Origin of the sequence: Sulfurimonas sp. NW9 (assembly GCF_051132275.1) — a bacterium.
Classification (GTDB): Bacteria; Campylobacterota; Campylobacteria; order Campylobacterales; family Sulfurimonadaceae; genus Sulfurimonas; species Sulfurimonas hydrogeniphila.
Window position 1 is genome coordinate 527,291 of sequence record NZ_CP093236.1, and the last position, 24,350, is coordinate 551,640.

General features: G+C 36.8%; 35 protein-coding genes and 2 pseudogenes. 4 read left to right on the forward strand and 33 right to left on the reverse strand.

Going from position 1 to position 24,350, the window contains the following annotated elements; genetic code table 11:
• Window positions 1-10: 10 nt before the first annotated feature.
• The 24 genes and pseudogenes from MLC44_RS03145 to MLC44_RS03260 form a co-directional block, all read right to left on the reverse strand.
• Window positions 11-1,654, reverse strand: a complete 1,644-nt coding sequence (locus MLC44_RS03145) for a complex I subunit 5 family protein (RefSeq protein ID WP_434658450.1) — start codon at window positions 1,652-1,654, stop codon at window positions 11-13.
• Window position 1,655: 1 nt separating this feature from the next.
• Window positions 1,656-3,149: a complex I subunit 5 family protein gene (locus MLC44_RS03150; RefSeq protein ID WP_434658452.1), complete on the reverse strand. Its 1,494-nt coding sequence runs from the start codon at window positions 3,147-3,149 to the stop codon at window positions 1,656-1,658.
• Window positions 3,146-3,835, reverse strand: a complete 690-nt coding sequence (locus tag MLC44_RS03155) for a proton-conducting transporter transmembrane domain-containing protein (RefSeq protein ID WP_434658453.1) — start codon at window positions 3,833-3,835, stop codon at window positions 3,146-3,148. Before MLC44_RS03155 ends, MLC44_RS03150 begins: the two co-directional genes overlap by 4 nt.
• Window positions 3,766-4,611, reverse strand: coding sequence for a complex I subunit 5 family protein (locus tag MLC44_RS03160; RefSeq protein ID WP_434658866.1), 846 nt, complete (start codon window positions 4,609-4,611; stop codon window positions 3,766-3,768). Before MLC44_RS03160 ends, MLC44_RS03155 begins: the two co-directional genes overlap by 70 nt.
• Window positions 4,611-4,919: a sodium:proton antiporter gene (locus tag MLC44_RS03165; protein ID WP_151900936.1), complete on the reverse strand. Its 309-nt coding sequence runs from the start codon at window positions 4,917-4,919 to the stop codon at window positions 4,611-4,613. The genes MLC44_RS03160 and MLC44_RS03165 overlap by 1 nt, the downstream gene beginning before the upstream one ends.
• Complete coding sequence (mbhE, locus tag MLC44_RS03170; protein WP_151900935.1) at window positions 4,916-5,575, reverse strand: hydrogen gas-evolving membrane-bound hydrogenase subunit E; 660 nt, start codon at window positions 5,573-5,575, stop codon at window positions 4,916-4,918. Before mbhE ends, MLC44_RS03165 begins: the two co-directional genes overlap by 4 nt.
• Before the next feature lie 20 nt (window positions 5,576-5,595).
• Window positions 5,596-5,859, reverse strand: a complete 264-nt coding sequence (locus MLC44_RS03175; RefSeq protein WP_151900934.1) for a Na(+)/H(+) antiporter subunit B — start codon at window positions 5,857-5,859, stop codon at window positions 5,596-5,598.
• Window positions 5,847-6,140 (reverse strand): monovalent cation/H(+) antiporter subunit G, encoded by a 294-nt coding sequence (gene mnhG / locus MLC44_RS03180; RefSeq protein ID WP_346389398.1) that lies wholly within the window; start codon window positions 6,138-6,140, stop codon window positions 5,847-5,849. Before mnhG ends, MLC44_RS03175 begins: the two co-directional genes overlap by 13 nt.
• Window positions 6,133-6,414, reverse strand: a complete 282-nt coding sequence (locus MLC44_RS03185) for a monovalent cation/H+ antiporter complex subunit F (RefSeq protein WP_418641071.1) — start codon at window positions 6,412-6,414, stop codon at window positions 6,133-6,135. Before MLC44_RS03185 ends, mnhG begins: the two co-directional genes overlap by 8 nt.
• Before the next feature lie 8 nt (window positions 6,415-6,422).
• Window positions 6,423-7,397 (reverse strand): universal stress protein, encoded by a 975-nt coding sequence (locus MLC44_RS03190; protein ID WP_346389400.1) that lies wholly within the window; start codon window positions 7,395-7,397, stop codon window positions 6,423-6,425.
• Entirely contained in the window at window positions 7,384-7,905 is a 522-nt protein-coding gene (locus MLC44_RS03195; protein WP_434658455.1) for a Na+/H+ antiporter subunit E, read from the reverse strand. Before MLC44_RS03195 ends, MLC44_RS03190 begins: the two co-directional genes overlap by 14 nt.
• Window positions 7,906-7,963: 58 nt before the next feature.
• The gene (locus MLC44_RS03200) at window positions 7,964-8,698 is read right to left on the reverse strand and encodes a TolC family protein (RefSeq protein WP_434658457.1); all 735 of its coding nucleotides are present in this window, start codon (window positions 8,696-8,698) and stop codon (window positions 7,964-7,966) included.
• Between the two features lie 3 nt (window positions 8,699-8,701).
• Window positions 8,702-8,974 (reverse strand): annotated as a pseudogene (locus MLC44_RS03205) (TolC family protein); the annotation flags it as partial.
• A complete protein-coding gene (locus tag MLC44_RS03210) occupies window positions 8,863-9,306 on the reverse strand; it encodes a hypothetical protein (protein ID WP_434658459.1) in 444 nt (147 codons plus the stop codon). The pseudogene MLC44_RS03205 and the gene MLC44_RS03210, both read right to left, overlap by 112 nt.
• The gene (locus MLC44_RS03215) at window positions 9,307-9,759 is read right to left on the reverse strand and encodes a hypothetical protein (protein WP_434658461.1); all 453 of its coding nucleotides are present in this window, start codon (window positions 9,757-9,759) and stop codon (window positions 9,307-9,309) included.
• A gap of 50 nt (window positions 9,760-9,809) precedes the next feature.
• Window positions 9,810-10,586 carry a biotin/lipoyl-binding protein gene (locus tag MLC44_RS03220; RefSeq protein ID WP_434658463.1) on the reverse strand — a complete coding sequence of 259 codons (777 nt, stop codon included), beginning with the start codon at window positions 10,584-10,586 and terminating at the stop codon, window positions 9,810-9,812.
• A complete protein-coding gene (locus MLC44_RS03225; protein WP_418641076.1) occupies window positions 10,583-11,545 on the reverse strand; it encodes an ABC transporter ATP-binding protein in 963 nt (320 codons plus the stop codon). The genes MLC44_RS03220 and MLC44_RS03225 overlap by 4 nt, the downstream gene beginning before the upstream one ends.
• Window positions 11,546-11,590: 45 nt before the next feature.
• On the reverse strand, window positions 11,591-14,290 hold the full coding sequence (locus tag MLC44_RS03230) for a cation-transporting P-type ATPase (protein WP_434658465.1): 2,700 nt from the start codon (window positions 14,288-14,290) through the stop codon (window positions 11,591-11,593).
• 64 nt (window positions 14,291-14,354) lie between these two features.
• Window positions 14,355-14,911, reverse strand: a pseudogene (locus MLC44_RS03235) (trimeric intracellular cation channel family protein).
• 29 nt (window positions 14,912-14,940) lie between these two features.
• Window positions 14,941-15,504: a phosphoribosylglycinamide formyltransferase gene (locus MLC44_RS03240; protein WP_151900925.1), complete on the reverse strand. Its 564-nt coding sequence runs from the start codon at window positions 15,502-15,504 to the stop codon at window positions 14,941-14,943.
• Between the two features lie 5 nt (window positions 15,505-15,509).
• The gene (gene mraY, locus MLC44_RS03245) at window positions 15,510-16,571 is read right to left on the reverse strand and encodes a phospho-N-acetylmuramoyl-pentapeptide-transferase (RefSeq protein ID WP_151901544.1); all 1,062 of its coding nucleotides are present in this window, start codon (window positions 16,569-16,571) and stop codon (window positions 15,510-15,512) included.
• A 115-nt stretch (window positions 16,572-16,686) separates the two neighbouring features.
• Window positions 16,687-16,920: a hypothetical protein gene (locus MLC44_RS03250; RefSeq protein WP_434658467.1), complete on the reverse strand. Its 234-nt coding sequence runs from the start codon at window positions 16,918-16,920 to the stop codon at window positions 16,687-16,689.
• 13 nt (window positions 16,921-16,933) lie between these two features.
• The gene (locus tag MLC44_RS03255) at window positions 16,934-17,275 is read right to left on the reverse strand and encodes a hypothetical protein (RefSeq protein WP_434658469.1); all 342 of its coding nucleotides are present in this window, start codon (window positions 17,273-17,275) and stop codon (window positions 16,934-16,936) included.
• A 10-nt stretch (window positions 17,276-17,285) separates the two neighbouring features.
• Entirely contained in the window at window positions 17,286-17,633 is a 348-nt protein-coding gene (locus MLC44_RS03260) for a hypothetical protein (protein ID WP_346389409.1), read from the reverse strand.
• Between the two features lie 218 nt (window positions 17,634-17,851).
• On the opposite strand from MLC44_RS03260, the gene MLC44_RS03265 reads away from it, so the two are divergent.
• Window positions 17,852-18,115, forward strand: a complete 264-nt coding sequence (locus tag MLC44_RS03265; RefSeq protein ID WP_346389410.1) for a hypothetical protein — start codon at window positions 17,852-17,854, stop codon at window positions 18,113-18,115.
• A gap of 392 nt (window positions 18,116-18,507) precedes the next feature.
• Here the strand turns inward: MLC44_RS03265 and MLC44_RS03270 are convergent, their stop codons facing one another.
• Complete coding sequence (locus MLC44_RS03270) at window positions 18,508-18,717, reverse strand: helix-turn-helix domain-containing protein (protein ID WP_434658470.1); 210 nt, start codon at window positions 18,715-18,717, stop codon at window positions 18,508-18,510.
• Between the two features lie 219 nt (window positions 18,718-18,936).
• On the opposite strand from MLC44_RS03270, the gene MLC44_RS03275 reads away from it, so the two are divergent.
• Genes MLC44_RS03275 through MLC44_RS03285 form a run of 3 tightly spaced genes read left to right on the forward strand, consistent with a single transcriptional unit; the run spans window position 18,937 to window position 19,609 of the window.
• Window positions 18,937-19,200 carry a hypothetical protein gene (locus MLC44_RS03275; RefSeq protein WP_434658472.1) on the forward strand — a complete coding sequence of 88 codons (264 nt, stop codon included), beginning with the start codon at window positions 18,937-18,939 and terminating at the stop codon, window positions 19,198-19,200.
• Between the two features lie 17 nt (window positions 19,201-19,217).
• The gene (locus MLC44_RS03280; protein WP_434658474.1) at window positions 19,218-19,370 is read left to right on the forward strand and encodes a hypothetical protein; all 153 of its coding nucleotides are present in this window, start codon (window positions 19,218-19,220) and stop codon (window positions 19,368-19,370) included.
• A gap of 29 nt (window positions 19,371-19,399) precedes the next feature.
• Complete coding sequence (locus MLC44_RS03285) at window positions 19,400-19,609, forward strand: hypothetical protein (protein ID WP_434658476.1); 210 nt, start codon at window positions 19,400-19,402, stop codon at window positions 19,607-19,609.
• Window positions 19,610-19,629: 20 nt separating this feature from the next.
• On the opposite strand, the gene MLC44_RS03290 is transcribed toward MLC44_RS03285, so the two are convergent.
• From MLC44_RS03290 to MLC44_RS03325, 8 genes are all read right to left on the reverse strand, one after another.
• Window positions 19,630-19,986, reverse strand: coding sequence for a hypothetical protein (locus tag MLC44_RS03290; protein ID WP_434658477.1), 357 nt, complete (start codon window positions 19,984-19,986; stop codon window positions 19,630-19,632).
• On the reverse strand, window positions 19,979-20,125 hold the full coding sequence (locus tag MLC44_RS03295) for a hypothetical protein (protein WP_434658479.1): 147 nt from the start codon (window positions 20,123-20,125) through the stop codon (window positions 19,979-19,981). Before MLC44_RS03295 ends, MLC44_RS03290 begins: the two co-directional genes overlap by 8 nt.
• 1 nt (window position 20,126) lies before the next feature.
• A complete protein-coding gene (locus MLC44_RS03300; RefSeq protein ID WP_434658481.1) occupies window positions 20,127-20,717 on the reverse strand; it encodes a hypothetical protein in 591 nt (196 codons plus the stop codon).
• Window positions 20,718-20,729: 12 nt separating this feature from the next.
• Entirely contained in the window at window positions 20,730-21,476 is a 747-nt protein-coding gene (locus tag MLC44_RS03305; RefSeq protein WP_434658482.1) for a hypothetical protein, read from the reverse strand.
• Between the two features lie 255 nt (window positions 21,477-21,731).
• A complete protein-coding gene (locus tag MLC44_RS03310) occupies window positions 21,732-22,973 on the reverse strand; it encodes a hypothetical protein (RefSeq protein ID WP_434658483.1) in 1,242 nt (413 codons plus the stop codon).
• Window position 22,974: 1 nt separating this feature from the next.
• The gene (locus MLC44_RS03315; protein ID WP_434658485.1) at window positions 22,975-23,781 is read right to left on the reverse strand and encodes a hypothetical protein; all 807 of its coding nucleotides are present in this window, start codon (window positions 23,779-23,781) and stop codon (window positions 22,975-22,977) included.
• Between the two features lie 2 nt (window positions 23,782-23,783).
• Window positions 23,784-24,152: a hypothetical protein gene (locus tag MLC44_RS03320; protein ID WP_434658486.1), complete on the reverse strand. Its 369-nt coding sequence runs from the start codon at window positions 24,150-24,152 to the stop codon at window positions 23,784-23,786.
• Window positions 24,149-24,343 carry a hypothetical protein gene (locus tag MLC44_RS03325; protein ID WP_434658487.1) on the reverse strand — a complete coding sequence of 65 codons (195 nt, stop codon included), beginning with the start codon at window positions 24,341-24,343 and terminating at the stop codon, window positions 24,149-24,151. Before MLC44_RS03325 ends, MLC44_RS03320 begins: the two co-directional genes overlap by 4 nt.
• Between the last annotated feature and the right edge of the window lie 7 nt (window positions 24,344-24,350).

Below are 24,350 nucleotides of genomic sequence, written 5' to 3' on the forward strand. Positions count from 1 at the left end.
TTTAGCTGGTTTATTTTATCCATGCTGCTATTTTATCTGAGAATTTTGTGATTTTGGCAGTTAAAAAAGAGAGAGAGCGAGTGTAGTAAAGCAAAATAAAATTAAATTTTTTGCCATTTCTGATTAAGAAAAGAAGAACTTTTTCATAGTAAAGGACTATATCACCTGCCGGTACAGGTTTTATATTTTGCAACTTTTTTATTTTCCTTATAAAAACAGTGATAAAGATGCTCAAAAACAAGGGGTACAGGAAAGGGAGGGCATTCAGCTCTCGCATAATTTCTACAGAAAAGTCTAAAGAAAATGGCAAAGAGAGAATGCCTGCAAGAAGCAAAATCCAAGGCCAAAGCAGAGAAAAACTTGTACTGACCCCAAAAGGAGCTGCAGCCGGCCGAACCAAATACAGCAATCTTATCATAAGCAATGTTGTATTTACAGTGCCGATAACAAGAAGTACGGAAAGCATACTGCTCCAAGGTGCTGCAAAGTACGCGGTATAGCTCTTTAGCAAAAATTTTGCTGTCATGCCGCTGCTATAGGGTACAGCTGCCAATGCAAGAGCAGGTATACAGAGTCCGAGCCATATCGCATATCTTTGCAGTTTATTTGTGCTGCCAAGCATGCCGACACCTAAAAAAAGAGCTCCTTTGCTGAGGCCATGATGCAAAGCAAAAAAAGTGATACCGGCCAAGATACTCTTCCAATGCTCAGGCAGATAAAATCCAAAACCTATAAGCATAGTCATAATCCCCATCTGGCTTATGCTTGAATAGGCTAAAAGTGTTTTGGGATTACGTTGTGTCAAGCCTATAATGACTCCGTAAAATTGTGCTAAAAGACCTAAAAGTATAATGCCTGCTGCCCAGTAGAGGGAGATGATCTCTCCTAATGGAAGGAATCGCAACCATCCCAAAAGTCCGGCATTTATCATTGCACCGGAGAGAACTGCACTTGCAGGTGTGGGCGCTACGGGATGCGCAAGAGGCAGCCATACATGTAAACCGATAATCCCTGCCTTTATACCAAAAGCAGTAAAAAGCAACAGGATTACTAAATTTTTATTCGGGTTGTTTATAAATCCTGTTCGTACAGATTCAAATGAAGTTACATCAGATGTCTGCGCCAGTAATAAAAAAGCAACAAAAAGCATCACTTCGCCAATAACAACCAAAATTATATAGACTAATCCTGCATCAAAGGCTTCCTTGTCTTTATTAAAGACGACAAGTCCATATGAAGCAAAGCTCATTAAAGTAAAAAAAAGATAAAAGCTGAAAATATTCTGAGATATTACAAGTCCAAAGTTTCCGGCCATTGCAAGCAGAAAAAAACTATAAAAAGAGATCTGTCTGTCTTCTTTGGAAAAATATGCTTTTGTGTAGATGCCGGCAACAGACCAAAGGAGTGCACTGCCAAATAAAAAAAGAGTTCCTGTGGCATCGAGTCCGATCTTCATACCAAGAAGCAACCATGGAAAATTCCAATGAGCGATGCTAGGCGAGACAAGTAAAGCGGCAAAAAGTGCAGGGATACCTGCCCATGCAGCAAGCGATAAAGTTATAGGACGGATTTTTTTTAGAGACAACAGGGGAACCAGCATTAGAGGCCAGAGTACACCCAATAAGAGCAGGCTGTTTACAGACGTTTCATACATTTTAAAAAAACTCCCGCTGGGTAATGAGATGCACCCATGCTAAAGGACTCCAGGGAGAAGCGGCGAACAGACCAAAAGAAAGAGCAAAAAATGCTGTAATAAGCGGCGGCCATAAGAGACTGAGTTTTGTTTCCCCTTTTGAAAAATTATGTTCATCAGGCCAGGATTTTGGAGGTGCCAAAAACCATGCTCGATAAAGTATAGGTAAAAAGTATCCTGCATTCAGGAGACTGCTCGCAGCAAGTACAGCTATTACCCACCCCTGCCCGGATTCCAAAGCACCAAGTCCCAGGTACCATTTCGTAATAAATCCTGCAATCGGAGGTATACCGATCATGCCAAGGGCGCCGATAGTAAAAGACACCATAGTCCAGGGCATGCGTTTTGCGATGCCGTTCATTTGGCTTACCTGATGTACGCCAAGTGTTTCTGCAAAATTTCCTGCTCCAAAAAAGAGAGTGATTTTCATAACACCTTGGTGCACAAGATGTATAATTCCCCCTGTTGTTGCGATGGGACCCACTATGGCAATACCAAGGATGATATAAGAAACCTGGCTTATTGTAGAAAAAGCCAGCCTTCGTTTGAGATTATCCTGAAAAAGTGCCCTGAGAGAGCCGTATATGATAGTGATGGAAGCTATAATAGCCAGAGGTGTTGTCAAACCAAGAAAAGCTGCTGTTTCAAGTCCGTATACTTCATATACAACGCGTACTATACCGAATGCTCCTGCTTTGACAACGGCGACTGCATGCAAGAGAGCACTTACCGGTGCCGGCGCCACCATGGCTTGCGGCAGCCATCCATGCAGAGGAAAGAGTGCTGCTTTGACACCGAATCCTGCAATTAAAAGGATGAAAATTGCTACAAGAGCCGAAGAATGCTCTTGCAGTATTGTTTGCACAAATCCTTTTGGCGTAAACTCAAGTGTACCGGTTAATGTATAAAGCCATACTGTTCCCAAAAGTAACAGGGTTCCTCCAATCAGAGTATAGAGAAGGTATCTGCTGCCTGCAAGACGGGACTCTTCAGTACCTCTATGGATAATAAGAGGGTAGGCAGAAAGTGTCAGTATTTCATAAAAAAGCAAAAAAGTGATGAGGTTTCCGGATAAGGCAATGCCAATAGTGGCCGTAATACAAAGATTGAAAAACCCGAAAAAGCGGCTGCTGTGTGCAGAACCCTCCAGATAACCAATAGCATAGACAGTGGTTATAAACCACAAAACACTTGAAAGCCCTGTAAAAAAAAGAGCAAAAGGTCCGGCACGCAAACTGATATCAAGATTCTGGATAAGAGCAAAATGTATTTCATAATGTTCTCCGTAATAGACACCGACAAACATCCATATGACTAAAACAAGTGTTATAAAAATCCCTGAAAGGTTCAAAAGTGTACGAAGAGTATGTTGCTTTTCTGAAAGTCTGAAGATTATCAGAGCAGGCAGAAATGAACTTAAAACTACAAACAGGGGAATGTATGTGTTAAAACTCACGGGGCTGCTCCAATGTTTCCAAAAGGATTTCCGATATGTATCAGCGAAAGCAGTGGTGTGGCAAAAAAACCTGTCAAAATTGCCATAATTGCAAGAAACAGAGGTACAAGTTCCATTGAGAGAGGAATGTTTTGTGCCTTTTGTGTACGAGTGGTCTTTGTAAAAGTGAACCCTAAAACCTTAAAAATATATCCTGCAGCCAACAATCCGCCCAGAAGAACTACTGCGGTTATTCCCCAGTTATTGTCTGCAAGTGATGCTTCAAGGAGAAACCATTTGCCTATAAAACCGCCACTGAGGGGTAATCCGATAATACTCACTCCCGCTAAAGCAAAAGCAGCGGTACTCAAAGGAAGCCTTTGTGCAATACGGTCCAAATCAATGATACGGTCATGCCCGTGAAAATGCAATAAATTTCCTGCTACAAGGAACAAAGCACTTTTTGCCAGTGCATGTGAGAGCATAAGGTAGATAAGTGCACTCCACGCTACAGATACCCCTCCCAAAGCCAAAGAAAAAGCAAGAAAAAGATAGCCTACCTGCGCTACTGTGGAGTAGGCTATGAGCAGTTTCAGTCGAGTCTGCACAAGTGCCTGAACGGAGCCCCATAAAACGGCTATGGATCCAAGTACAGCAAAAAATATTTCAAAATAAAAATTATGCAGAGGAAAAAAAGAGATATCCATAAGCGCAGCTGTATATATATGGAAGCTTTGATGATGAGCGCCGACAATACTGCACTTATAGGGGCAGGAGCACTGGCATGTGCAGGCGGAAGCCAGAAATGCAAAGGAAAAAGAGCGCTTTTAAGAAGCAAACCGGCACTCATCAGACCCATTGCAGCCCATGCTGCAGGGGTAGATTCTATTGTATTTGAAAGAATGGCAATATCTACACTTCCAAAACCATGATACAACAGAGCGACGCCTAAAAGATAAGCAAGCGAGCCAAGCAGTGTCACTAACAAATACCGCATAGCTCCTGTCAGTGCCTCTTTTGTATTGCTCAAAGCAGTCAGGGCGGCGGAGGCCAGTCCGATAAGTTCCAAAGTTACATAAAAATTAAAGATATCCTGCGATAAGAAAAGAGCATTAAGCCCGGCTATGAGCAACAGCCAGATTGGCCAAAACCAAAGAGACTGTGTCTGCGTAAAATATTTTCCTGCATAGACACTTGCTCCGACTCCGATGAGTGCAGTTAGCCCAAGCATAACAAGACTTAAACCGTCTATGTAAAGGTTTATACCCAAGGGTGCATCCCAGCCGCCTACAAGATGATAAAAAGCACCTTGCGTACGTAGTTTCAGAGCAATAAAAACTACAAAAAAGAGTGTGAGTATGAGTGTGGAAATACCGATAGCTTTATTGAATTTCGGCAAAAGAAAAGAGAACAATCCTCCTAAAATCGGCAATAAAATCAAAAAAACTTCCCAAGGGGTTGCTAATACAAGTTTTAAATACATCACTTTTCTTCCAGGCTTGAAAGCTCTGCTTTGCCTGTTTTTAATGCAATTTTTATCATAAAAACCAGGGCCAGTGCTGTTGCGGATATAGCAACAACTATCCCCGTGATGACCATGGCATGCGGTACCGGGTCCGGCTGTGTGCCTGCAGTGCGCATGGAGAGGGAGACAAGTAAAAGAAAAACACCGCTTCCCATAATGTTTATGGCAAGCAGTTTTCGCAAAAGATGGGCCTGTACAATGAGTGTATACAAACCTGTACAAAAAAGTCCGATTCCGGCGACAGCATAGAAAAACAGTGTGCTCACTTCTCTTCCTTTGGTTGTGCAAAAATAGTAAAAAAAAGATTAAACAGAGTTATTGCTATTGAAACAGTTGCAGCGGCTTCAAGAATAAAAATGAAATAAGAAGCCTCTGTTGCAGAAAATTCAAGAAGTGTATCAGAAAACAGTAGTGTGATTGCCGAAACAAGAACAAAAGCAAGCAAACCTGTACTTGCAAGAAGTCGTACAAAGAAATTTTTATAAGACAAATCAAGTTTCCACCCGCTTAAAAAGATTAAAATTCCAGTAGCACTTAAAATAGAACCGGCCTGAAAAGCACCGCCTGGAGCCTGCGCTCCAATCCATAAAATATAAGCACTCAGCAAAAGCAATACAGGAACCAAAATCCCTCCCAATCTTTTTAATACAGGGCTTTTTAAAAGAGACTTCGCCTCTCTTGCTGAACTGCCCAATGAATAAACTCCCAAAAGAGCAATAAACAAAACCGCCATCTCAAGGAGGGTGTCATAGGCACGGAAGTTCATCAATACCGCTGTTACAGGATTAGAAACACCGCTGTTTTGCATTTGTGAGCCTACTGTTTGGGCAAGACCCTGTGTCTGTTGAGGTAAAGATAAAACGGTATACGTTAAGCCTGCAAAAAGAAGAGCTGTTAAAATGAATGTAAAAAAACGTACCATACTTTATACCCTCTCTTGTTTTAATCTATATTCATTTTCTTGAGTTTGACCAAAGCACTTAACAGCAGTGCCCCTGTAAGTCCGGCACCAATAACCACTTCGGCCATAGCAACATCGTAAGCACCCAACCGTCCCCATGCAACAGATATTAACAAACCAAAGACGATAAAAAAGACAATAGCCTGAAACAAGTCTTTACATGTAAGTGTTTTATAGGCAACAAACAACAATGAACTTGAGAGTAACATATCAAAGACAAATTCTACGATTGCTAACGTTTCCATATTTTTATTCCGTTGCGAAATGCGTTTTTTGCGATTAAATGTGAGACACCTGCTCCTGCCAAAAAAACCAAAAACCAGATAAGCAGCAGTTTTCCTATCTCAAAGAACGAATCTGCCTGCAAACAGAGTGCAAGTACAATGAAACCGACACCGATATTGTCAGCTTTTGTCAAAGCATGCAATCGGGTATAAACATCCGGCAGCCGTAAAAGCCCGACTGTGCCGGCTAAAAAGAAAACTGCTCCGAACAGGAGAAATATGATAGAGAGAATGTCAATCATTTTCATGCCTTTTGTGTTTTTTTCTGCTACTGCTTTGGACAAAGGCTATTGCAGTGACAGCAGCGAGTGAAGCAAAAAGCAGTGCTATGTTGCGCAAAGCGGCATGTCCGTTTATTTGCGAAAGCAAAAGCAAAATAATGATGGCAATCGTACCAAATAACTGTGATGCCAAGATTCTGTCCTCATTTGTCGGACCATAGGCAAGACGCCATATGCCTGCAATAAGGTTTAGAAACAAAAATACTGCAAGACCTGTATAGATAATATTCATCATTTGCATACCTACAGGGATACAGGAGTTTTAAATCCCGGAGGCTTGACTGCAAGAACCGAACAGTCTATCTGGTTGAGTATGTCTTCTGCTGTATTTCCCATAATGACTCCGGCCAAACCTGTTCGCGCGACAGTGCCCATAACAATCAAATCAATTTGCAGTTTTTGGGCAAACTGGGGAATGATTTTATTTGGCAAACCTCGCAGCAGATGAATATTCGGTTTTAGAAATTTTAACATATCACCGATTTGCGTATGTGCTGCATCACGTAAGAGTGCTTGTAGCTTTGAATCATGCAGATGCTGCATCTCCTGTGCATATTTAATAACTTCTGAATCCGGCATCTTTATAAATGCACCCTGCATGAGTGCTGTTTCTGGAGCATCCCATACATGCAGTACATGTAATTGGGCTAACTCGCTGACAGCAAGAGAACTTGCTATTTGAAGAATTTGATGGTTTAGTTTTTCTTGTGTATCTGGTTCTTCTTCCGTTTCAGTGTCAATATTTACATCGACAGCAGCCATGATATGATTGAAAGATTCAGGGCTGTTTTTTTTGATAAACCAAACCGGACATGGACATTTTCGTAAAAGATGCATATCATTGCTCCCGAACAATCGATGCATCCAACTTGCATTTTCCGGAATTTTGATGACCAGATCATAATTGTCTAGCAAAACATGATAGATTATCTCATAAAAAGGCGTTCCGAAAAATACTTTAATTTCGATATCTGACTGGTTTGAAACAGTCTGTGTCAAATCTTTAAGCTCTTTTGTTTTTTCTTTTTTTAAAAGAGTTTTTACATCCATATCCAAAAAGTTTTTCAAAATACCAAAACTGGCTTTTGAGTTGCTAATAACACTCGCAACTGTCAGTTTTGCCTGATTGTCTGTTGCCAACTTGACAGCGCGTTGCAAAATGCTTTGGCTCGCTTGTGTATCTTCAATAATGCAGAGTATGTTTTTAAATCTTTTCATTTGAACTACCTTGAGTGTTGGTCTTTTTGGAAAATATCTCATTGATATAATCTTCAATGAGCAGGACCTCTTGTTTGATATTTTTGCCAATATCCAAAACATGAATCAACAACAAATTATTTTCAATTTCTACTGAAAGTGTACCCGGAAGCAGGTTTAATACATTGACAATCATATCCTGCTGTACTCCTTTTGGAAGATGCAGCTGATACTTTAGCAAACCAGGGTTTATCGGAAGAGCCGGATGAAAAACACGCAACATGACATCAAATCCTCCCAAAAGAGAGCGTATAAGATAAAACGGAATAAATTTCAGGAATGCAGTAAAGTTCCAAAAGACAGGAGGAACAAGGATAAGACTGATTATGGATGAGAGCAATACAGCAGGAACGCCAATCCAAAGAGAAGAGATGTCGCCGTCTGTCAGTATTATCCAAATAATAAAAAATAAAAACATTCTTTTGGAAAGAACAAAGAGAAAACGGGTTCCAATCTGAATATTTTTCATAGTATGACCACCTTGTATAATAACATTGTACACTTTTTTCTCAATATTTTAAAAAGATTCACAGCGGCTCCCTTAGAATGTATTTTAATTCCAGCTCTTTTTCTATAAGTTTATAGTATTCACTGAGGAGTTTTTGTTTTGCCTGAAGTGTTATGATCTCTCTTTGGTTGAGCGTAAGCAGGTTTCCTATGCCAAGCTTGTAGCGTCTTCTTTGCGCATCTTCAACTTTCTGTTTGAGTGTTACCTCTTTTTTTGCAAGATTTATAATCTCTTTTTTTGTTTTTATCTCCTGCAGTACTGTAATGATGGCCGTTCTCAGTTTGCTCTTTTGGAGTGCTATCCTGTTTTGCAGCAAAAGCGTTTCTTTTGTATAGGCACCTTTTTGTCCTTTGTAGGAACTTCGCTGTAAAGGAAGATTGAAATCAAAAGTAGCTTTGTACCCTTCTTTGTATTGCAAATCATAGACACCATAAAAATTGACATCCAGTTTTGGGTACTTTTTGACTTCATTGTACTTTTGTTTAATTGTTATTTCTTTTTCCTTTACATGTAACGCTTTGAGAAGCAAACTGTTTTTAAAGGCTGTTTGAACTGCTTGATCCTGCAGCAGCTCCAAAGAACTTTGCTTTGGCAATTCCGGAAGTGTATATTTGGCATCAAAATCTTTTTTGCTAATATTGAGATATTGCAAAAAAGAGTAAAAAACTTTTTGAAACTGCATATTTGTCAGTACAACTCTCTGTTTTCTGTTGATAATTTCACTTTCTATCTCTGTTAATGCTATTTGCGGCAATTTTCCGGTTTGAATACTTTTGTCAATGAATGCAAAATTAATATATGCTTTGTTGAGAAGTTCTCTGTTGGCTTGGAGCAGTTCTTTGTGAAGTAAAAGTTTATAATAGAGCTTTGATACATCAAGATAAAATTTGATTATTTTGTCCTGTGATTGCAGTTTTGCTATTTTTGTCTTTTGTTGGGCAAGGGAGAGATTCTTTTGGTTTTTGCTGATGCTGTTAATGATATTGAAAACTGGAAGATGCAGGTTGACAATGGCTTCTCCCTTTTGGATGTTTTTATGTTGTTGTACTCCTGTGTTCCTGTTGCTTTTCTGTATGCGGCTGAAAATTCCACTCCGTTTCCAAGAGACTGCCTGAGTCCTGCTTTTGTAAACTCTGCTGTAGAGAGCGGGTACTCTTTTTTTTCATAGTTTGCATCAAGTTTTATATCAAAAGCACCCTTGTAGAAAATTTCATTGTATTCTTTAATGTAAATATCACCCACTTTTTCGTAGTAAAAAGGGTTTTTTTCATTAAAATAGTTTATGATGTCTTTTTGGACAAATACTTCCTGGGCAAAACCGTAACTGCATAAAAGAACGATAAGCAAGCTTTTTATCTGCATTTAAAAACTCGATTCATCTATTTTTACATGGACCATTTTTGGCGGTTGTGCCGATATGAGTCTCCATATTTCATACCAGATAGGAACCGTTGAGAGCCGTACCCATATCTTTGCCTGTGTTCCGTTTCTTAAAAGATGTGACGGAGGCCATTTGCTGTCTTTTTCATTTTCTACAACAAGTGCATAGTAGTTATTCTGATCATATGCCGTTTGTTCTGTTGTAGCAATTTTTCCGCCGTATGTTCCGTGAGAGATTTTTGGCCATCCGGAAATCTGCAGAGCGGGCCATCCGTAAAATATTATACGGGCTTCAAGTCCTTTTTTAATGAGTGGCATATTGAAGTTGGAGACTTCAAGGCGGATGGCCCTTGTTGTTACTTTTGGAACAAAAAAGAGAATCTTCTCCCCTTTTTTGAGAAGTTTGTTTGTGTCATTTTGATAGATTCTGACCACATAACCATCCGATTTGGCTTTAATGTCTTTATTCTCATAGCGCAGAAGTTTTACACTTTCGTTTTGCAGATTTTTTTAAGTGTATTTATGCTGTTCTTTGTTTCCAGCAATCTGTTTTTTATGGTGTTTATCTTTTGTGTCAGTGTATTGAAAATCGCATCTTTTTCATTTTGGAGTACTGATATTTCTTTGTAGGCATTTTCTATTTTTGTGTTTATTATTGAAAGTTCTGCTTTGGTTGATATGTACGCATTGTTTTGTACCTCCAGTGCTCTTTTTGATTCTATACCGTCTTGAAAAAGTTTTTGCGTTCTTTTAAAGTTGATAAAGGCAATTTTTTCCTGGTTGGTCAGTGCGGTTTTTTTCTCCTGCAGAGCAAGGATTTTGTTTCTTTGCTGTGATATTTTTGTAGTAAAAGCTTTCATTTTGTTTTCAAGGTTTTCTTTTTGATTGGTGAGGTTGTTTTTTAGATTTTCAAGTTTAATTGCAAGATTGCTTATCTGGTTTTGTGTCTGCTGTTGGATATCCTGGAGCCTTTGCAGATAATCTTTGTCCAAATCTCTCATTGAAAAAAGAAGTTCCCCTTTTTTAACTTCCTGATTTTCTTGCACATAAAACTTCTCTATTACGCCATCAACGGTTGCAACTATGTTGTACTCCCGTTCAGTAGGATTTAATGCGATTACTTTTCCTATACCGAAAACAGTTTGTTGCCATGGCAAAAAAAGCAAAATTATGAAAATTGATATAATAGAGAAGGTAATAAGCATCCAGTGTTTTATAAACTTATGTGGTTCGACGAGTTCCAATGATTTGTATTTTTTCACGTTTCTTCACTTTCAAAGACTTTAGAGAGTTTGTCGATTTTGTAAAAACCCTCAATCATGTCATAAATATAATCTATTTTTTCAATAAACTCTTTTAGGGCACCGACAACAGAGATAATGAGGATCTCAGCTGCAACGAACTCTCCAATAGGGACAATGCCTTCAAAAACAAGATAACCGCCCAAAATGAAGAAGGATGCCAAAATAAATCCTTCTGTAACAAAAGTAAGCGCAACCTGTTTGATGATTATTGCAAACATTTGCTGTCTTTTTGAAATGTATTTTGTCAGATATCCATCCAGCCTGGATGATATGCTTTGGCTTGTATCGTTTAAGAAGGGAATACTTTGCAAAAAGTATATGGCATTATGTTTTGCATCAGACCGTGCGACTGCATTTTTTGGGCTTTTTCTTCCTAGAAATAAAATCATAATCGCAAATATAATTATAAAAACCACGCCCAGTACAAAGAAGGAAACATCAAACAGAAGAAGAAGCAGCAGGCTTATGACAACTTTGATAATAAGGCTGGAACCATTGAGGAGCAAAATCGGAAAAAGTTTCTGTATGTGTACAACATCAAAAAAGTAGTTCATATATTTGTCGATTTTATCTTTGTTTTGAAGGTTGTTTTTATTGTTGATTGCAAGTTCAGAGACTTTAATGGCATTTTTTACAAATATTTTTTGCTCAAATTTTTCTATGATGTACTCTTTTATGACTTGCAAAATTGCAATAAGTGAAAAAATGACAATTACGACAACGCTTAAGACAGTAATGGAGATAGAAGCATGCGCCAGTACGCTGTTAATAATAAATGCTGAGGTCAACGGACTCACAAGCAGTAAAATTGCTTCAATAACAGAATAGTACAGAAGATAAAAAATATTTTTTTTATCTTTTGATGCAATACTTTTGAGCTGCTTGAAAACATTACTAAAAATTTCTTCATTTGTCATGTTGTTTTTTGCCCCTAAATCTAAATTATGCCATACAAAACTGCTTTATATGCTTGAATACCGCTGCCGAACCATTTTTTCAATGGCAACTGTAACATAAATCAGCACTCCAACGGCAAATATATTGAGCCAGTCATGCAAACTGATCGGTGCAGTATGAAACATTTTATTCATAATCGGCAGATATGTCAGGGCAACAGAAGCGCCTATCATACAAAAAATACCGATCCATATCCAGAGATTGCTGAAGAGTCCCAGCTTAAATATGGAAAAACGCAGTGAACGGGAATTGAGCAAATAAAAAGATTCTCCAACGGCAAAAACATTGACTGCTATTGTGCGGGCCTCTTCCAAACTGTTTCCGTGCATGAGTGCCAGTTCAAATAAGCCAAAAGAGCCGCCTAGGAGCATTGTACCCACTAAAAAGATACGAATCAGCATCTCTTTTCTTAGTATCGGAGCAGATGGCGGATGCGGCGGTTTTTGCATCAAACCTGGTTCCTGCGGTTCAAATGCCAGGGCCAGTCCGAGAAAAACTGCAGCTGTCATGTTGATCCACAAAGCCTGAACAGGAAGAATCGGGAGTGTGACATTCGCTAAAATAGCAACCATGATGACAAGCCCCTCTCCAAGATTTGTTGCCAATATGAAACCGATAAATTTGATAATATTTTCCAGTACAGCCCGTCCCTCTTCGACAGCTGCCTCTATAGAAGCAAAATTGTCATCGGTCAGTACCATATCTGCCGCTTCCTTGGCAACTTCTGTCCCCGTGATCCCCATAGCAATTCCGATATCGGCTCTGCGAAGCGCAGGGGCATCATTGACACCGTCTCCTGTCATTGCAATAATTTCATTGTTCCTTTGGAGGGCTTCGACGATACGCAGTTTTTGTTCCGGTGTTACTCTGGCAAATACCGAAGCGTTTTTTGAAGCTTCGAGCATTTCTTTTTCTTGTAAATTATTCAGTGCATTTCCTGTAATAACGACACTGTTTTCATCTTTTTGCGCAGAATGGATTAATCCCATCTGCCTGGCAATTGCTGTGGCCGTTATGGCATGGTCCCCTGTAATCATTTTTACATCTATGCCTGCCGTTTTGCATGCTTCAATCGAAATAATTGCCTCTTTTCTTGGCGGATCTATCATACCCTGAAGACCGATAAACTCCAAATTGTGAGAGATATGTTCATGTTCGAGTGTTATTTTGTGCTCTATGACAAGTCTGGCAAAGGCCAAGACCCTTAAGCCTTTTTTTGCCATAGACTCCACCTCCATAAAAATATCATTCTCATCGAGAGGGACAGGCTCGCCGTTTATATCCAAAACAATACTGCATCGCTGGGTAATACTCTCTACAGAGCCTTTTACATAAATGATATATTTGTTTGTTTCTTTGTCAAAATGCAGAGTTGCCATATACTGGTATTGCGATTCAAAGGGGATCGCATCTATCCTTGGCATGTCAGCTCTTAATGCGTCAGTGTCTATTGCCGCTTTTTTTGCACAGACCAGCAATGCTCCCTCCGTAGGATCTCCTTCTATGCTCCATGCCTTTTCACTCTTTTTGAGTGTGGAATCATTGCATAAAACTCCTGCTTTGAAGAGTTCCAAAAGAGTCCGGTTCTTGCCGCTGTCATAACTTTTGTTTTCTTGGAGGATCTCTCCATCTGGCGAATACCCGACTCCGCTTATCTCAAATTTCTCATTTGCGCAGTAGAGTTCCTGGACGGTCATTTCATTGCGTGTCAAGGTCCCTGTTTTGTCTGAACAGATTATTGTGGTGCTTCCCAGGGTTTCTACAGCCGGAAGATGGCGAATGATTGTATTTCGTTTGGCCATGCGTGCGACACCGATAGCCAAGATAATTGTCATAACAGCAGGCAGACCTTCGGGTATCATGGCAACACTCAGAGCAATGGATGCCATAAACAACTCTTCCCAGGATTTACCGTGCCATAGCCCTACAGCAAATGTGACTGTTGCCAAAAAGAGAATTACCAACAATAAGAGATGACTGAATTTGGATATTTTACGTGTCAAAGGAGTATCCAATACGGTTGCATCATTGAGCAGCTTTGAAATATGACCTATTTCTGTCTGATCGCCTGTTGCAACAACAACACCTGTGCCTGTACCGTATGTGACAAAAGTTGACGAATAGAGCATATTGGTACGATCCGCAAGAGAAACATCTTCGGGAAGTATTGTATTTGTTTTTGAAACAGGGGTTGATTCTCCTGTAAGGGCGGATTCGTCTATCTGCAGTTCACGGGATGAGAGAAGCCGCATATCAGCAGGGACTTTGTCTCCTGACTGCAGCAACACAATATCTCCAACCACAAGTTTTTTTGCATCAATCTGCTGTTTTTTTCCGCCACGCAACACAGTGCTTACTGTAACTAAAGACTCTGACAAAGCGGCCAGTGCATTGAGTGCTTTGTTCTCCTGGATGAATCCTATGATGGCATTGAGCAAAACAACACCAAAGATCACACTGGCATCAACGTAGGCACCCAGATATATTTTTATGACAATAGCCGCCAGCAAAATATAGACCAGTGCCTGATTGAATTGACTTAAAAAACGAAGGAGTGCAGATTTTGTTTTTTTGACACTTAAAAGATTCGGACCATATTGTTTGTACCTTTTTATTGCCTCATCTTCTTGAAGTCCTTTATTCAAATCCGAGCTTAAGGTTTCCAATATCTTTTTTTGATGAAGAGCATGCCAGCTGTTTTTCATATCTAACCCTGTTTTTATTTTAAAATCAGGTAAATGGTACTCTTTTTTAGCTTAATGATAAATGTTATCGTAAAGGGATAGACCATTTGGCATAGTAGGCAATAAGCCTGAGGGTCAGTGCAGCAAAAAAGAGGATAGAAATATTTGTATACGTGGTTACATGTAAAGTATGCAGTGCATATAAAATAACGGCAATAAGAATAGAAACTGTTCCGTAAAAACCTGTTTTTAAAACAAAAGGTACTTCGTTGATGATGACATCACGTGCAATTCCTCCCCTACTGCGGTCAGAAAGGACATGGCAATAATGCCTGTGAGATTGAAACTGCTCTCTATGGCGATCAGTGCCCCCGAGATACTGAATGAGACCAGACCGATAGAGTCACTTAAAATAAAAAGAGCTTTGTTCTCGATAGAGTTGCGGTGATGAAATTTAAAAATGATAAGAAGCAGCAAAACAGAGATGACAATTAGTGCCGGATAGTTATGCGAAAAAGTAAAAGGAATTTTTGCTACGGTAACATCTCTCATGATTCCGCCGCCAAGAGCCGTTAAAAATGTAGCCACTAGCACACCGAGCAGGTCAAGTCTGTTCCTGGTTGCTACAAAAAAGCCACTCATTGAAAAAGCGATAATGCCTATGTACTCTGCTATTTCAAACACAGAGCAAGCCCTTCAACTATTGCTTTTTTTTCCAGGGTTTTGATTTTTTTCTCAAGTGAATCAACCGTCTCTTCAGGGAGTATTTGTAATGATTTTTGCAAGATGATTTTTCCCTCATCATAATTTTCATTGACTTCATGAATAGTGACACCGCTTGTTTTTTCTCTGTTTTTTATGACAGCTTCATGTACAAAGCGTCCATACATGCCGGCACCGCCATATTTTGGCAGTAAAGAGGGATGCGAATTGATTATTGTAAAACTGGATGTCAGCGAAGGAGAGAGCTTTTTCATGTAACCTGATAAAAAAACATATTCGCATTGATACTCTTTCAGCAGCCGGTAAATAGTTTTATCAGGATCCGTATCTGTCTTTGCATTGACAAGTTTACATGTAAGCCCATATTTTTTTGCTTTTTGCAAAACCTTGGCATCTGTGTTGTTTGAAATCACCAAGGCAATGTTGAGCGATAAAATTCCTGCATTGACAGCTTCAAAGATGGCATCGAGACCGCTCCCGTTATGCGATGAAAGTATAGCTATGTTCTTCATGTTTTCTACCTGATTTTGAGTGTGATGAGTGCCAAAATATTCGAAAGAATAGCAATAATCCAAAAACGGACGATAATTTTGTTTTCCGCCCATTTTTTCATTTCAAAATGATGGTGAATCGGCGCCATTAAAAAGACCCGTTTTTTACGGAGCTTGAAGCTGCCTACCTGAAGAATAACAGAAAGCGTCTCTATAACGAAGATGGAACCAATCAGAAGCAGAAGTATCTCACTTTTACTGATAATTGCCAGATATCCCAAAAAAGCGCCTATGGTCAAAGAACCGCTGTCTCCCATAAAAACTTCTGCAGGATGGCAGTTGTACCACAAAAAGCCTGTAAGCGCACCTATGAGGGCACTGGCAATAATGGCTACTTCACTGACCTCAAAATGAGGCATGAGCAGGTAAGCACTGATTTTGACATTGCCTATAATATAGATGATAATACTGAAAGTGGCAAGGGCAACGATGGAAGGCACTGTTGCAAGACCGTCGAGTCCGTCTGTCAGGTTGACCGCATTGGAAGTGGAAATAATGACCAAAACCCATAAAAGAACGGCAAATGCACCCATGTCAAGAAGAGGTGTTTTTAAAAAAGGCACATATAAATCGGTGTTAAAATCAGCAAAGTAACATAAAAAACACGAAACAGCAAGGGCTGAAATGATTTGAAGCAGCAGTTTTGTTCTTGCTTTAAAGCCTGCAAGATTTTCATTTTTTTTGATTTTTGCAAAATCATCCCAAAAGCCTATGAGTGAAAAAAGCACAAGGGTAAGCAGTCCGGCCAAAGCATACGCATTGTCAAGACGGACTGTCAGAAGTGTGGCAATAATGGTAGCACCTATAAAGACGATGCCTCCCATTGTAGGCGTCGAGACTTTTTCCTGATGTCTTTGCGGTGCCCATTCGTTAATAGGCTGCACACTGGATGTTTTTTGGGCCCAACGTATAAATTTTGGCATTAAGTACAATGTAAGAGTGAGGGCAATAAAAAAAGCGATTCCGGCACGAATAGTAATATAGCCTAAAATATTTATGTCGAGAAACTGATGTATAAAATATAGCAAATATTTGTCCTGATTAGAGTCTTGTTTGTTATTTGAAAGTGACATTATAGTTTATATGATAATTTAAGTCAAATTTAAGAAGATTTTATAAAAAGTGTTACAAAAAGTAATAAAATTATTGAACACGTTTTTGATAGAGGCTTAAAAGTATTTCTAATTTACCCTCTATATTATGTAAAGTTTTTGAATATTCAGAATGTTTGTTTTGGGTATTCAAAAGCTCTAAATGTCTTTTCTCTAAAGATTCAATTTTATTATCATGCTTTTGGAACTTAGCGACAATGATACCATAATGAGTGAGTAAAAGTATAACAACACCTACAATTTCAATACTTGTACTAAGTTCCATATACAATAACTTCCTAGAAAGTTACTGTACGCATAGAGATAATTACAACTTTATCAGCTTTGATTCCGTTGTAAGTTTTACCGACAAGAGCATTTATGATTTGCTCCTCATCAACAGTAGTTTTGGCAAGAAAACGCAAATAGTTACGTTTTTTCGTTGCATCCTCTTCATAGAAGATTGTAACATCCTCAGCCTCAGTAACAACATCAGAACCAGCAACGCTTGTTTCAGCAAGAACAGCATAAGTGCCCTCAAGAACAGCATCAGAAAATGTTTGTGCATTTACATCATCAGCAGGAACATAGATATTGTAGGTTTTTTCCCCGACCTTATTTCTAATAAGTGATTGTGCCATATTTTACCCCTTAATTTCTATCATAAAGCAAATTTAAATATGTTGCTTTAATTGCACTAGCAGGATGAGCGTCAAACGCACCAACAACAACAGATTTAAAATCTGATTTAGTAGCACCGGCTTTTACATGCGGTACAGTGAATGAAGTAGAAAGATTTGCATCTCTATCCCCACAACTAAAACGTTTACGATTCAATTCGGCAGGTGTAGCAACAGCAGTTCCGCCGGTAGATTTTTCATCAAATACATGAACCTCACCATCCATAAGGTCAGTAAGTGCAGTTAAATCACCGGCACTTGCAGTAACATCAAGAGTTTTGACAGTACGACCTTTTACAACTTGTTTTATATACGACATAGTTAATTTTCCCCCTTAACTTTATTCAGACGCAATGAAAGTATAGAAGATTTGAAAAAATAAAAAAAGTGTAAATTTCAAAATTATAAAAAGCCCATTTCAAGGGGATTAAAAGGATATGATTCAGGAAGATATTTTACACTACTCAAAAAAAAAGAAAATGATTACAATGTTTTATCTATTTTAAATAGAAATAAAACAAAAAAAAAGAGGAAACAATGGGATTATCATCAAATCAATTTAAAGAATTAATGACAAAAGGATATCAAAAAAGATACAAAGACAACAACAATGGAGAAAGTGAATTAAGATGCTTTGAGTGTGGGGAAAAAGCACAACTATTAAAAAAAAGCAGTAAATGGCGAATAAGATGCAACAATGGGCATAAATGGCAAATGTATAAATATCTCCTTGAATATACCATTATGAGAGACGGAATAACGAAGTGTGCAATAGAAACAAAGTGTGACATAGGATTATAAGAAAAAAGTCGAATAAAGGCACTTAAAATGATTATCTTAATGTATTTAATAAAAAAATGGAAACTGAAAAGAAAGAATAAACTGAAAAGAAAGACAAAAGAACAAAAAAGACGATAAAAGACTTTTAAAAAGTTATAACTTCAAGCTTCACTCAGGAATTGAAAGAGATGATGAGCTAAAAAAATCAACACCCCCAAACATTCGTACGCTTAAATAGATTTTAGCCATTTATTAGCCTAGAAGTAGCTGACATGAGCCAAAGGCTCAGGTAAGCTACTACTAAGCTAAAAATAGCACCGGACACATAAGCGAACGAAGGTTTGGGGGAGATGATTTTTTTTCAAAGCCCAACACCTGCACAGAAAAAAAACACCCACACAAACAAAGAAAAATTAATCTGATTCGAGAGAACTATTTAAAAACGGTTTTATCATATCAACACGGAGAGCTAATTCAGAATAAGAGTGAGACTTTAAAAAGATATATAACTTTTTTCGCCAGGTGTCATTAGGAGATTTTTTCCAATCTTGAATCGTAGAACGAGGAACCCCGAGAAGCCTGGTTATATCAGAATCAGAAAGCAAATCATTTTTTTTTGACATATTAAAACCTTTTAATTTTTATAAAATAATAATAAAAAAAACTTAATAAAAGTTAAAAAAATAACGGTAATCGGAATATTTAATATAAAATTATAACGAAATTCGGTATAATTATAGAGTAATAGGAAGAAAGAGGCGAGAGCGGTAACTCTCAACCCCGACACTTTTAATCGTGTGGGAGCATTATAACATAATGTTAATGATAAAAGGAAATATATCATGTCAAAAGACCTATATACAGAGCTTGAAGAAATCAACGAAGACGAGGGAATATACACAATAGGAGATGATTTGTGCAATACATTTATGAATGGAAACTTTACAACAGGCGTTGAAGAAATGAAAGAATTGAACATCACTTCCAAAGAGTTACTAGAATACCTAGAAGAAAAAGCGGAGGAATACGGATGCGAACTAAAAGAATTGTACTACGGACATTTTACGGCGGACTTTTGGATAGCCTTAGGCTCAGAAAATATATAAAAAAAGAGGATGTTAAAATGAGTATCAAAAAAATAAATATATTAAGAGATATGTTCCTAGAATCAAAACCAAACGCAACAGCAAAAGAGGTAGCACATTTCATAAAAGATATAGAAATGTGCATAAAATTAAGTAATCTAAAAACAAAAAAAATACCAAGTGGGCTTTAAAAGCTCACTTTAAAAAAAAGGCAAAAAAAATGAAAAAGAAAGAACTAAGAAGAATAGCATTAGATGAAATAATTTTTCTCATCAAAGAAGCAAAAAGACAAAAAGTAGATAAAAGAGGTTACAACGTAGGAAGACTATCCGGGATGAATACAATCCTCTATCTTAACGAAACAATAACAGAAAGAGAATCCCAAAAATTACACAACATAGTAAGAAAACTTATATTAGGCGAAAAATAAAAACGCCTAATATAAAAAAATCAATCTTTAAAAAGAGTAGCAGTAACCCCATCAACACTTAAACCATCAATCTCTAAATGTGCCATAGCTTGATTATAAACATCAAGCTCAGTAACACCAGGCTTTAAATTATGAAAAATAATTTGCTTGACTTTCCTACTATCTTTATTTTTAATAAAACCCTTAAAAAGCGATTGATAAATATAATCGTCAATAGGCGGAGTGCTTTTGTCCTGGAACTCAATTTTTAAAACCTCAGTAAGTTTCATAGTGGTCAAAGTATTGTAAAGAGAAATAACGGAATCAACACTTTTAGCCTCAATATGCTCAACAATTGTCCTTTTTCCCTGTTTTAATTGAACTCTGTACTTAGGCATCTTCAGAACCTCCTAAAAAAATATAAATTTGTTTTAACAAATACTCCATGCGGTCACAATCAGACAAAGCACCGCCAAAATTAGAATCATAAGAAACACCAAGAATATTACAAATATTTAAAAGATAAAATAAAGACATACTAAACACCACCTAATATTTGATAAATTGATTTATAACCACTAAGAAAAGAACAACAATCAAAATAAATATAAAATTTATACAAAATAGAATTATCATAACCGTAACCTTTACCAACACTCAAATAGTATGTAATACCATTAGATGAAGCATAATACTCTAAACCAGAAAGTTGAGAATTTAAATCCAATGAAAGAAATTGATTAACCATATCAGAAAAATCAGAATCTGAAATATCAAGAAGTTCATTCCCAAAAGAACCAATAGTTATATATCCTAATTGAACCAACCAAACAGGTTTGTGAAATGAATCATAAGTTTTATTGACAGAAAAAACAAGATAACCACCAGAAAAATAAAAATTATCACTATCTGAATCTATATAAACGTGCATATCAACAACAGGTTTTAAAACTTCTCTATAATAATCCATAGGATAAGAATCTTTATTCTCATAAACATCCCTATAAAATTCTGAAAAAAGAGACTTAAACCAGGACAAATTAGAATAAGGCAACAAATGACTTTTAGAGGGAGGACAAACCAATTCAGGCTTAAAAAAATAATCTATAAATGTATCATAATCAATCACAATAAAGACACCTCACTTATGAACATAACCAAGACCATTTAATAGTTGAAACATTTGCTCAGAAAGACCGGTTATATCCCCGTTTGAATCCTTCACAAACATAAAATCAGCCACCTGGTTAAGATTGTCAATATCCGTCATATCAGCTTGACTATTACCTAATATTTTTTTAATAATTTGTTTGTCGTTAGCAGTAAAATTTTTTGTAAGAACTTTAAAAAGCAAAGTTTGTTGATAAGATTTTGCTTTTTCAGTACCAATTTGAAAATTATGATTTTCTTTATTTAAAATATAATCTTTTTTTGACTGTAAATCAGAATAAGGACTAACAACACTTGTTTTGGCACGAATAGAACCAACATGGTTCATATTGTAATTACTAGCAAGTTGAGCCAAAGCAACTTTATCACTAAAAGTAGTTTGAGCAAAACCCAATTTGCGAAAAAGTTTCATACCACGCAAACCACGAAGCTTATTTTTAACACGACCTAAAAGCTCAGAACTAAGAATAGCACCAATATATGCACCGGTTTTTTGAAAAATACCAGATATCAAATCTTCTTGTTTACGAATAAGAACAGACATAGCACCGGCAATCATAATAGATGAAGCACTTGTTATAGCATCCTGTAACAAATCATTCTCAACATCATCAGTAGCACCACGTAAAGCTTCCTGAGCCTCAGCATAAGCAGTACCATATAAAATAGTTTCAAAGAATTCTTCAGTAGCGTTAGAACCAATACTAGATAAAGCCATAAGATAACCTTTTAATAAAGCTATCTGAATAAAACCTAAAGGGGAAAAAGGTTTTAAAAATTACTTAAATTTATTATAATCAACAACTTCTTTATATATATGTGAATAATCATACAATGAAGAATCACAACTAAAAAAGAAATAAAAAAAAGCAAAAACAACAAATATATACATAAAATAAAAAAAATAATCTAAAAAAGAATATTTTTCATCATCAATACGTTTTTTCATAAGCAATTATAACATAAAAAAAAACTAAGAATTTGCAACATCAGAATAAATATTAGAATATTTAATATCATCAAGAAAATCCATATTTGGCAATGACCACATATCAAAATCATCTTCATCAAGTTCAAAATTATTTTCATCTGTATGTTTACGAGCAGTAGAAGCATTTTTAATACGCTCAACTTCCAAAGGAGAAAGGGTAGCATCAGTAATAGTGTTACCATCCAAATCAACAGCAGGAACAGGAGTCATTTTATAATCAGATATCTGATTTGATTTTTCAAAAAATTCTTCACGTGAAGCAGGATTAATTGCCGAAACTAAAGGAGCAATGTCTATACCACCAAGTGCAGGAGTTTCATATTCAAACTCAGATAAATCAGCACCAGAATCTAAACCTAAAAACCTACGATATTCCTCAGGAGACAATACTTGTTGCTCATAAGTATATTGTATATTAAAAGGATTAGAATTATCAAATGTAGGAGGAGTGTACGAATCATCAGGTAAAGAAGAATTATTCAAACTATCATTAACATCAGGAGGTGTTAAAGAAGATTTTGCATAATCATCTAAAGAACCCAAATTATAATACATAGCATCTTGTTGTGCTTGAGTAGAAAGAACAGAACCGATAAAACCTAAATTTGTTGAAATAGAAGAAGAACTCACAGAACTTGAAACAGCAAAATTATTTACAGCGGAAACCAATGCCATAAGTATTTTATTTGTTTTTTCATTATTTGAAATAAGAACTTCAAGTAAATTAGAACCCTCATAAGAAGATGAGATATCAAGAAGACGTGAAACTGAATCATTTATTTTAGAAGAATTTTGAGCAACACTTCCAACAAAATCAACACCTCTATTATTATTATAATTTACAACATCAGTAAGCAATGTACCAGAACTATCAAAAGGCGGAACATTAAAACTTGGAACAGTAGAAGTGTTGTCAGAGCTTGAACCAATAGGCACAGCAACATCCGAAGATGAAGATGATGAAGAAGAAGCATTATAACCTTTATAAAGGTCATACCCCTCATAAAGCAACATAGCACCGGCTAGATAAGGATTAAAACGAACAAGAGACTTAGCACCGGTCTTAAAAACAGCTTTTGCACCCTCAAATAAACTTTTACGAACAGCCGTGTTTCTATAATTGATATTATTAACAGCCGAACCATAACTTGAAGAAGAACCGAATGTACCCGTAGCATAATTACCAGAGATTGATGAAGAACTACCAAGAGGAACGGCACCCATGTTAAACCCCCGTACTTAAATGAACCATATTAGATGGGAAAACACCCGACATACCATCACGAACAACTTTATAGATAATCAAATAAACATTTGCATCATTCTTAAGCATTTGGGAAGACTCAACAGTATAAATACCATCAACACCATCAATAGTAACAGCTTGACCATCCTTAAAAGAACCACTAGCACCATTTAATGATGAAAAAGAAAAACTATTAAAATCAACAGTAGAAATTGAACCAGGTATAGCATCAACAGAACTTTGAACACCAGATACAGAATCAGACAAAGAAACCAAAGAATTTTGAAAATCAGAAAAAGAAGTAGATAAACCAGATAATGAAGTATCAACTGAATCAAAACGAGAGCCAACGTTATTTAAAATGTTAGATTCTGATGTCTGAATAGTAGAAAGAACACCATTTGCTCTAGTAGTAACCAAATCACTCAAAGTAGTGACAGCATCACTAATAGAACTAGACACATCAAAAACAGGTTCACTATAATAAAAATCAAAAAAAGATGAACCAATTTCAAAATCATAAGGAAATGAAGCAGGAGCACCATTAGAATCAGAACAAAATAATGAAACATATCCACCAGAATCAGATATTAAATATGTGTTCGTATCATTAGGTACTGAAAAAGTCATATTAAGTTGAGAAGTTTTATCAGCATAATCAGTTGCAATAAAAGTGTAAGTACCGTCATCCTCAACCATATAAACAAGATAACTCATATCATCAAAAAGATTAAAATCAACAGGAGCCGAAGTATTAAACTTAAAATAATCAAAAACCAACCTCATAACTATTTACCTCCACTTGTATTATTAGAAACCAAAGAATCAAAATCTCTAAAACCAGACAGCAAAAGAGCCAAATTTTCGCCAATGCTTACAGAAGAATTTGAAGAACCGGACGTTGAAACAGACAAAGAAGAACCATCAAAAGCAACAACAAGAGTGTTACCGGCACCATTAAAATCATCAACAGATATAGAAAAATTAGTATCAGCCAAATCAGAAGATAAAATTTGACTACCCAACAAAGAAACAGAACCGTCAGCAGTATCCATACCAACAACAACAACAGAATTTGAAGAAACCATCAAACCTGAATCAATAGCATAAGAACTGTTTGCACCATAAAAAACATAATCAACAGTAGCAATAATCATAATAACACCTTTTTCTCATTTAATTTAATACAATCATCTTTTGTGACCGTATTATTATCTTTATTTGCCAGATAACTAGCACCCATTTTAACAACTTCCAGAACTGCATCATCTTTCTTAGAACTACTATTTTTAATATAAAGTTCAAAAATATTTACAGCCAATGGAAACAACATTGTAAAAAAATTCATATAACCA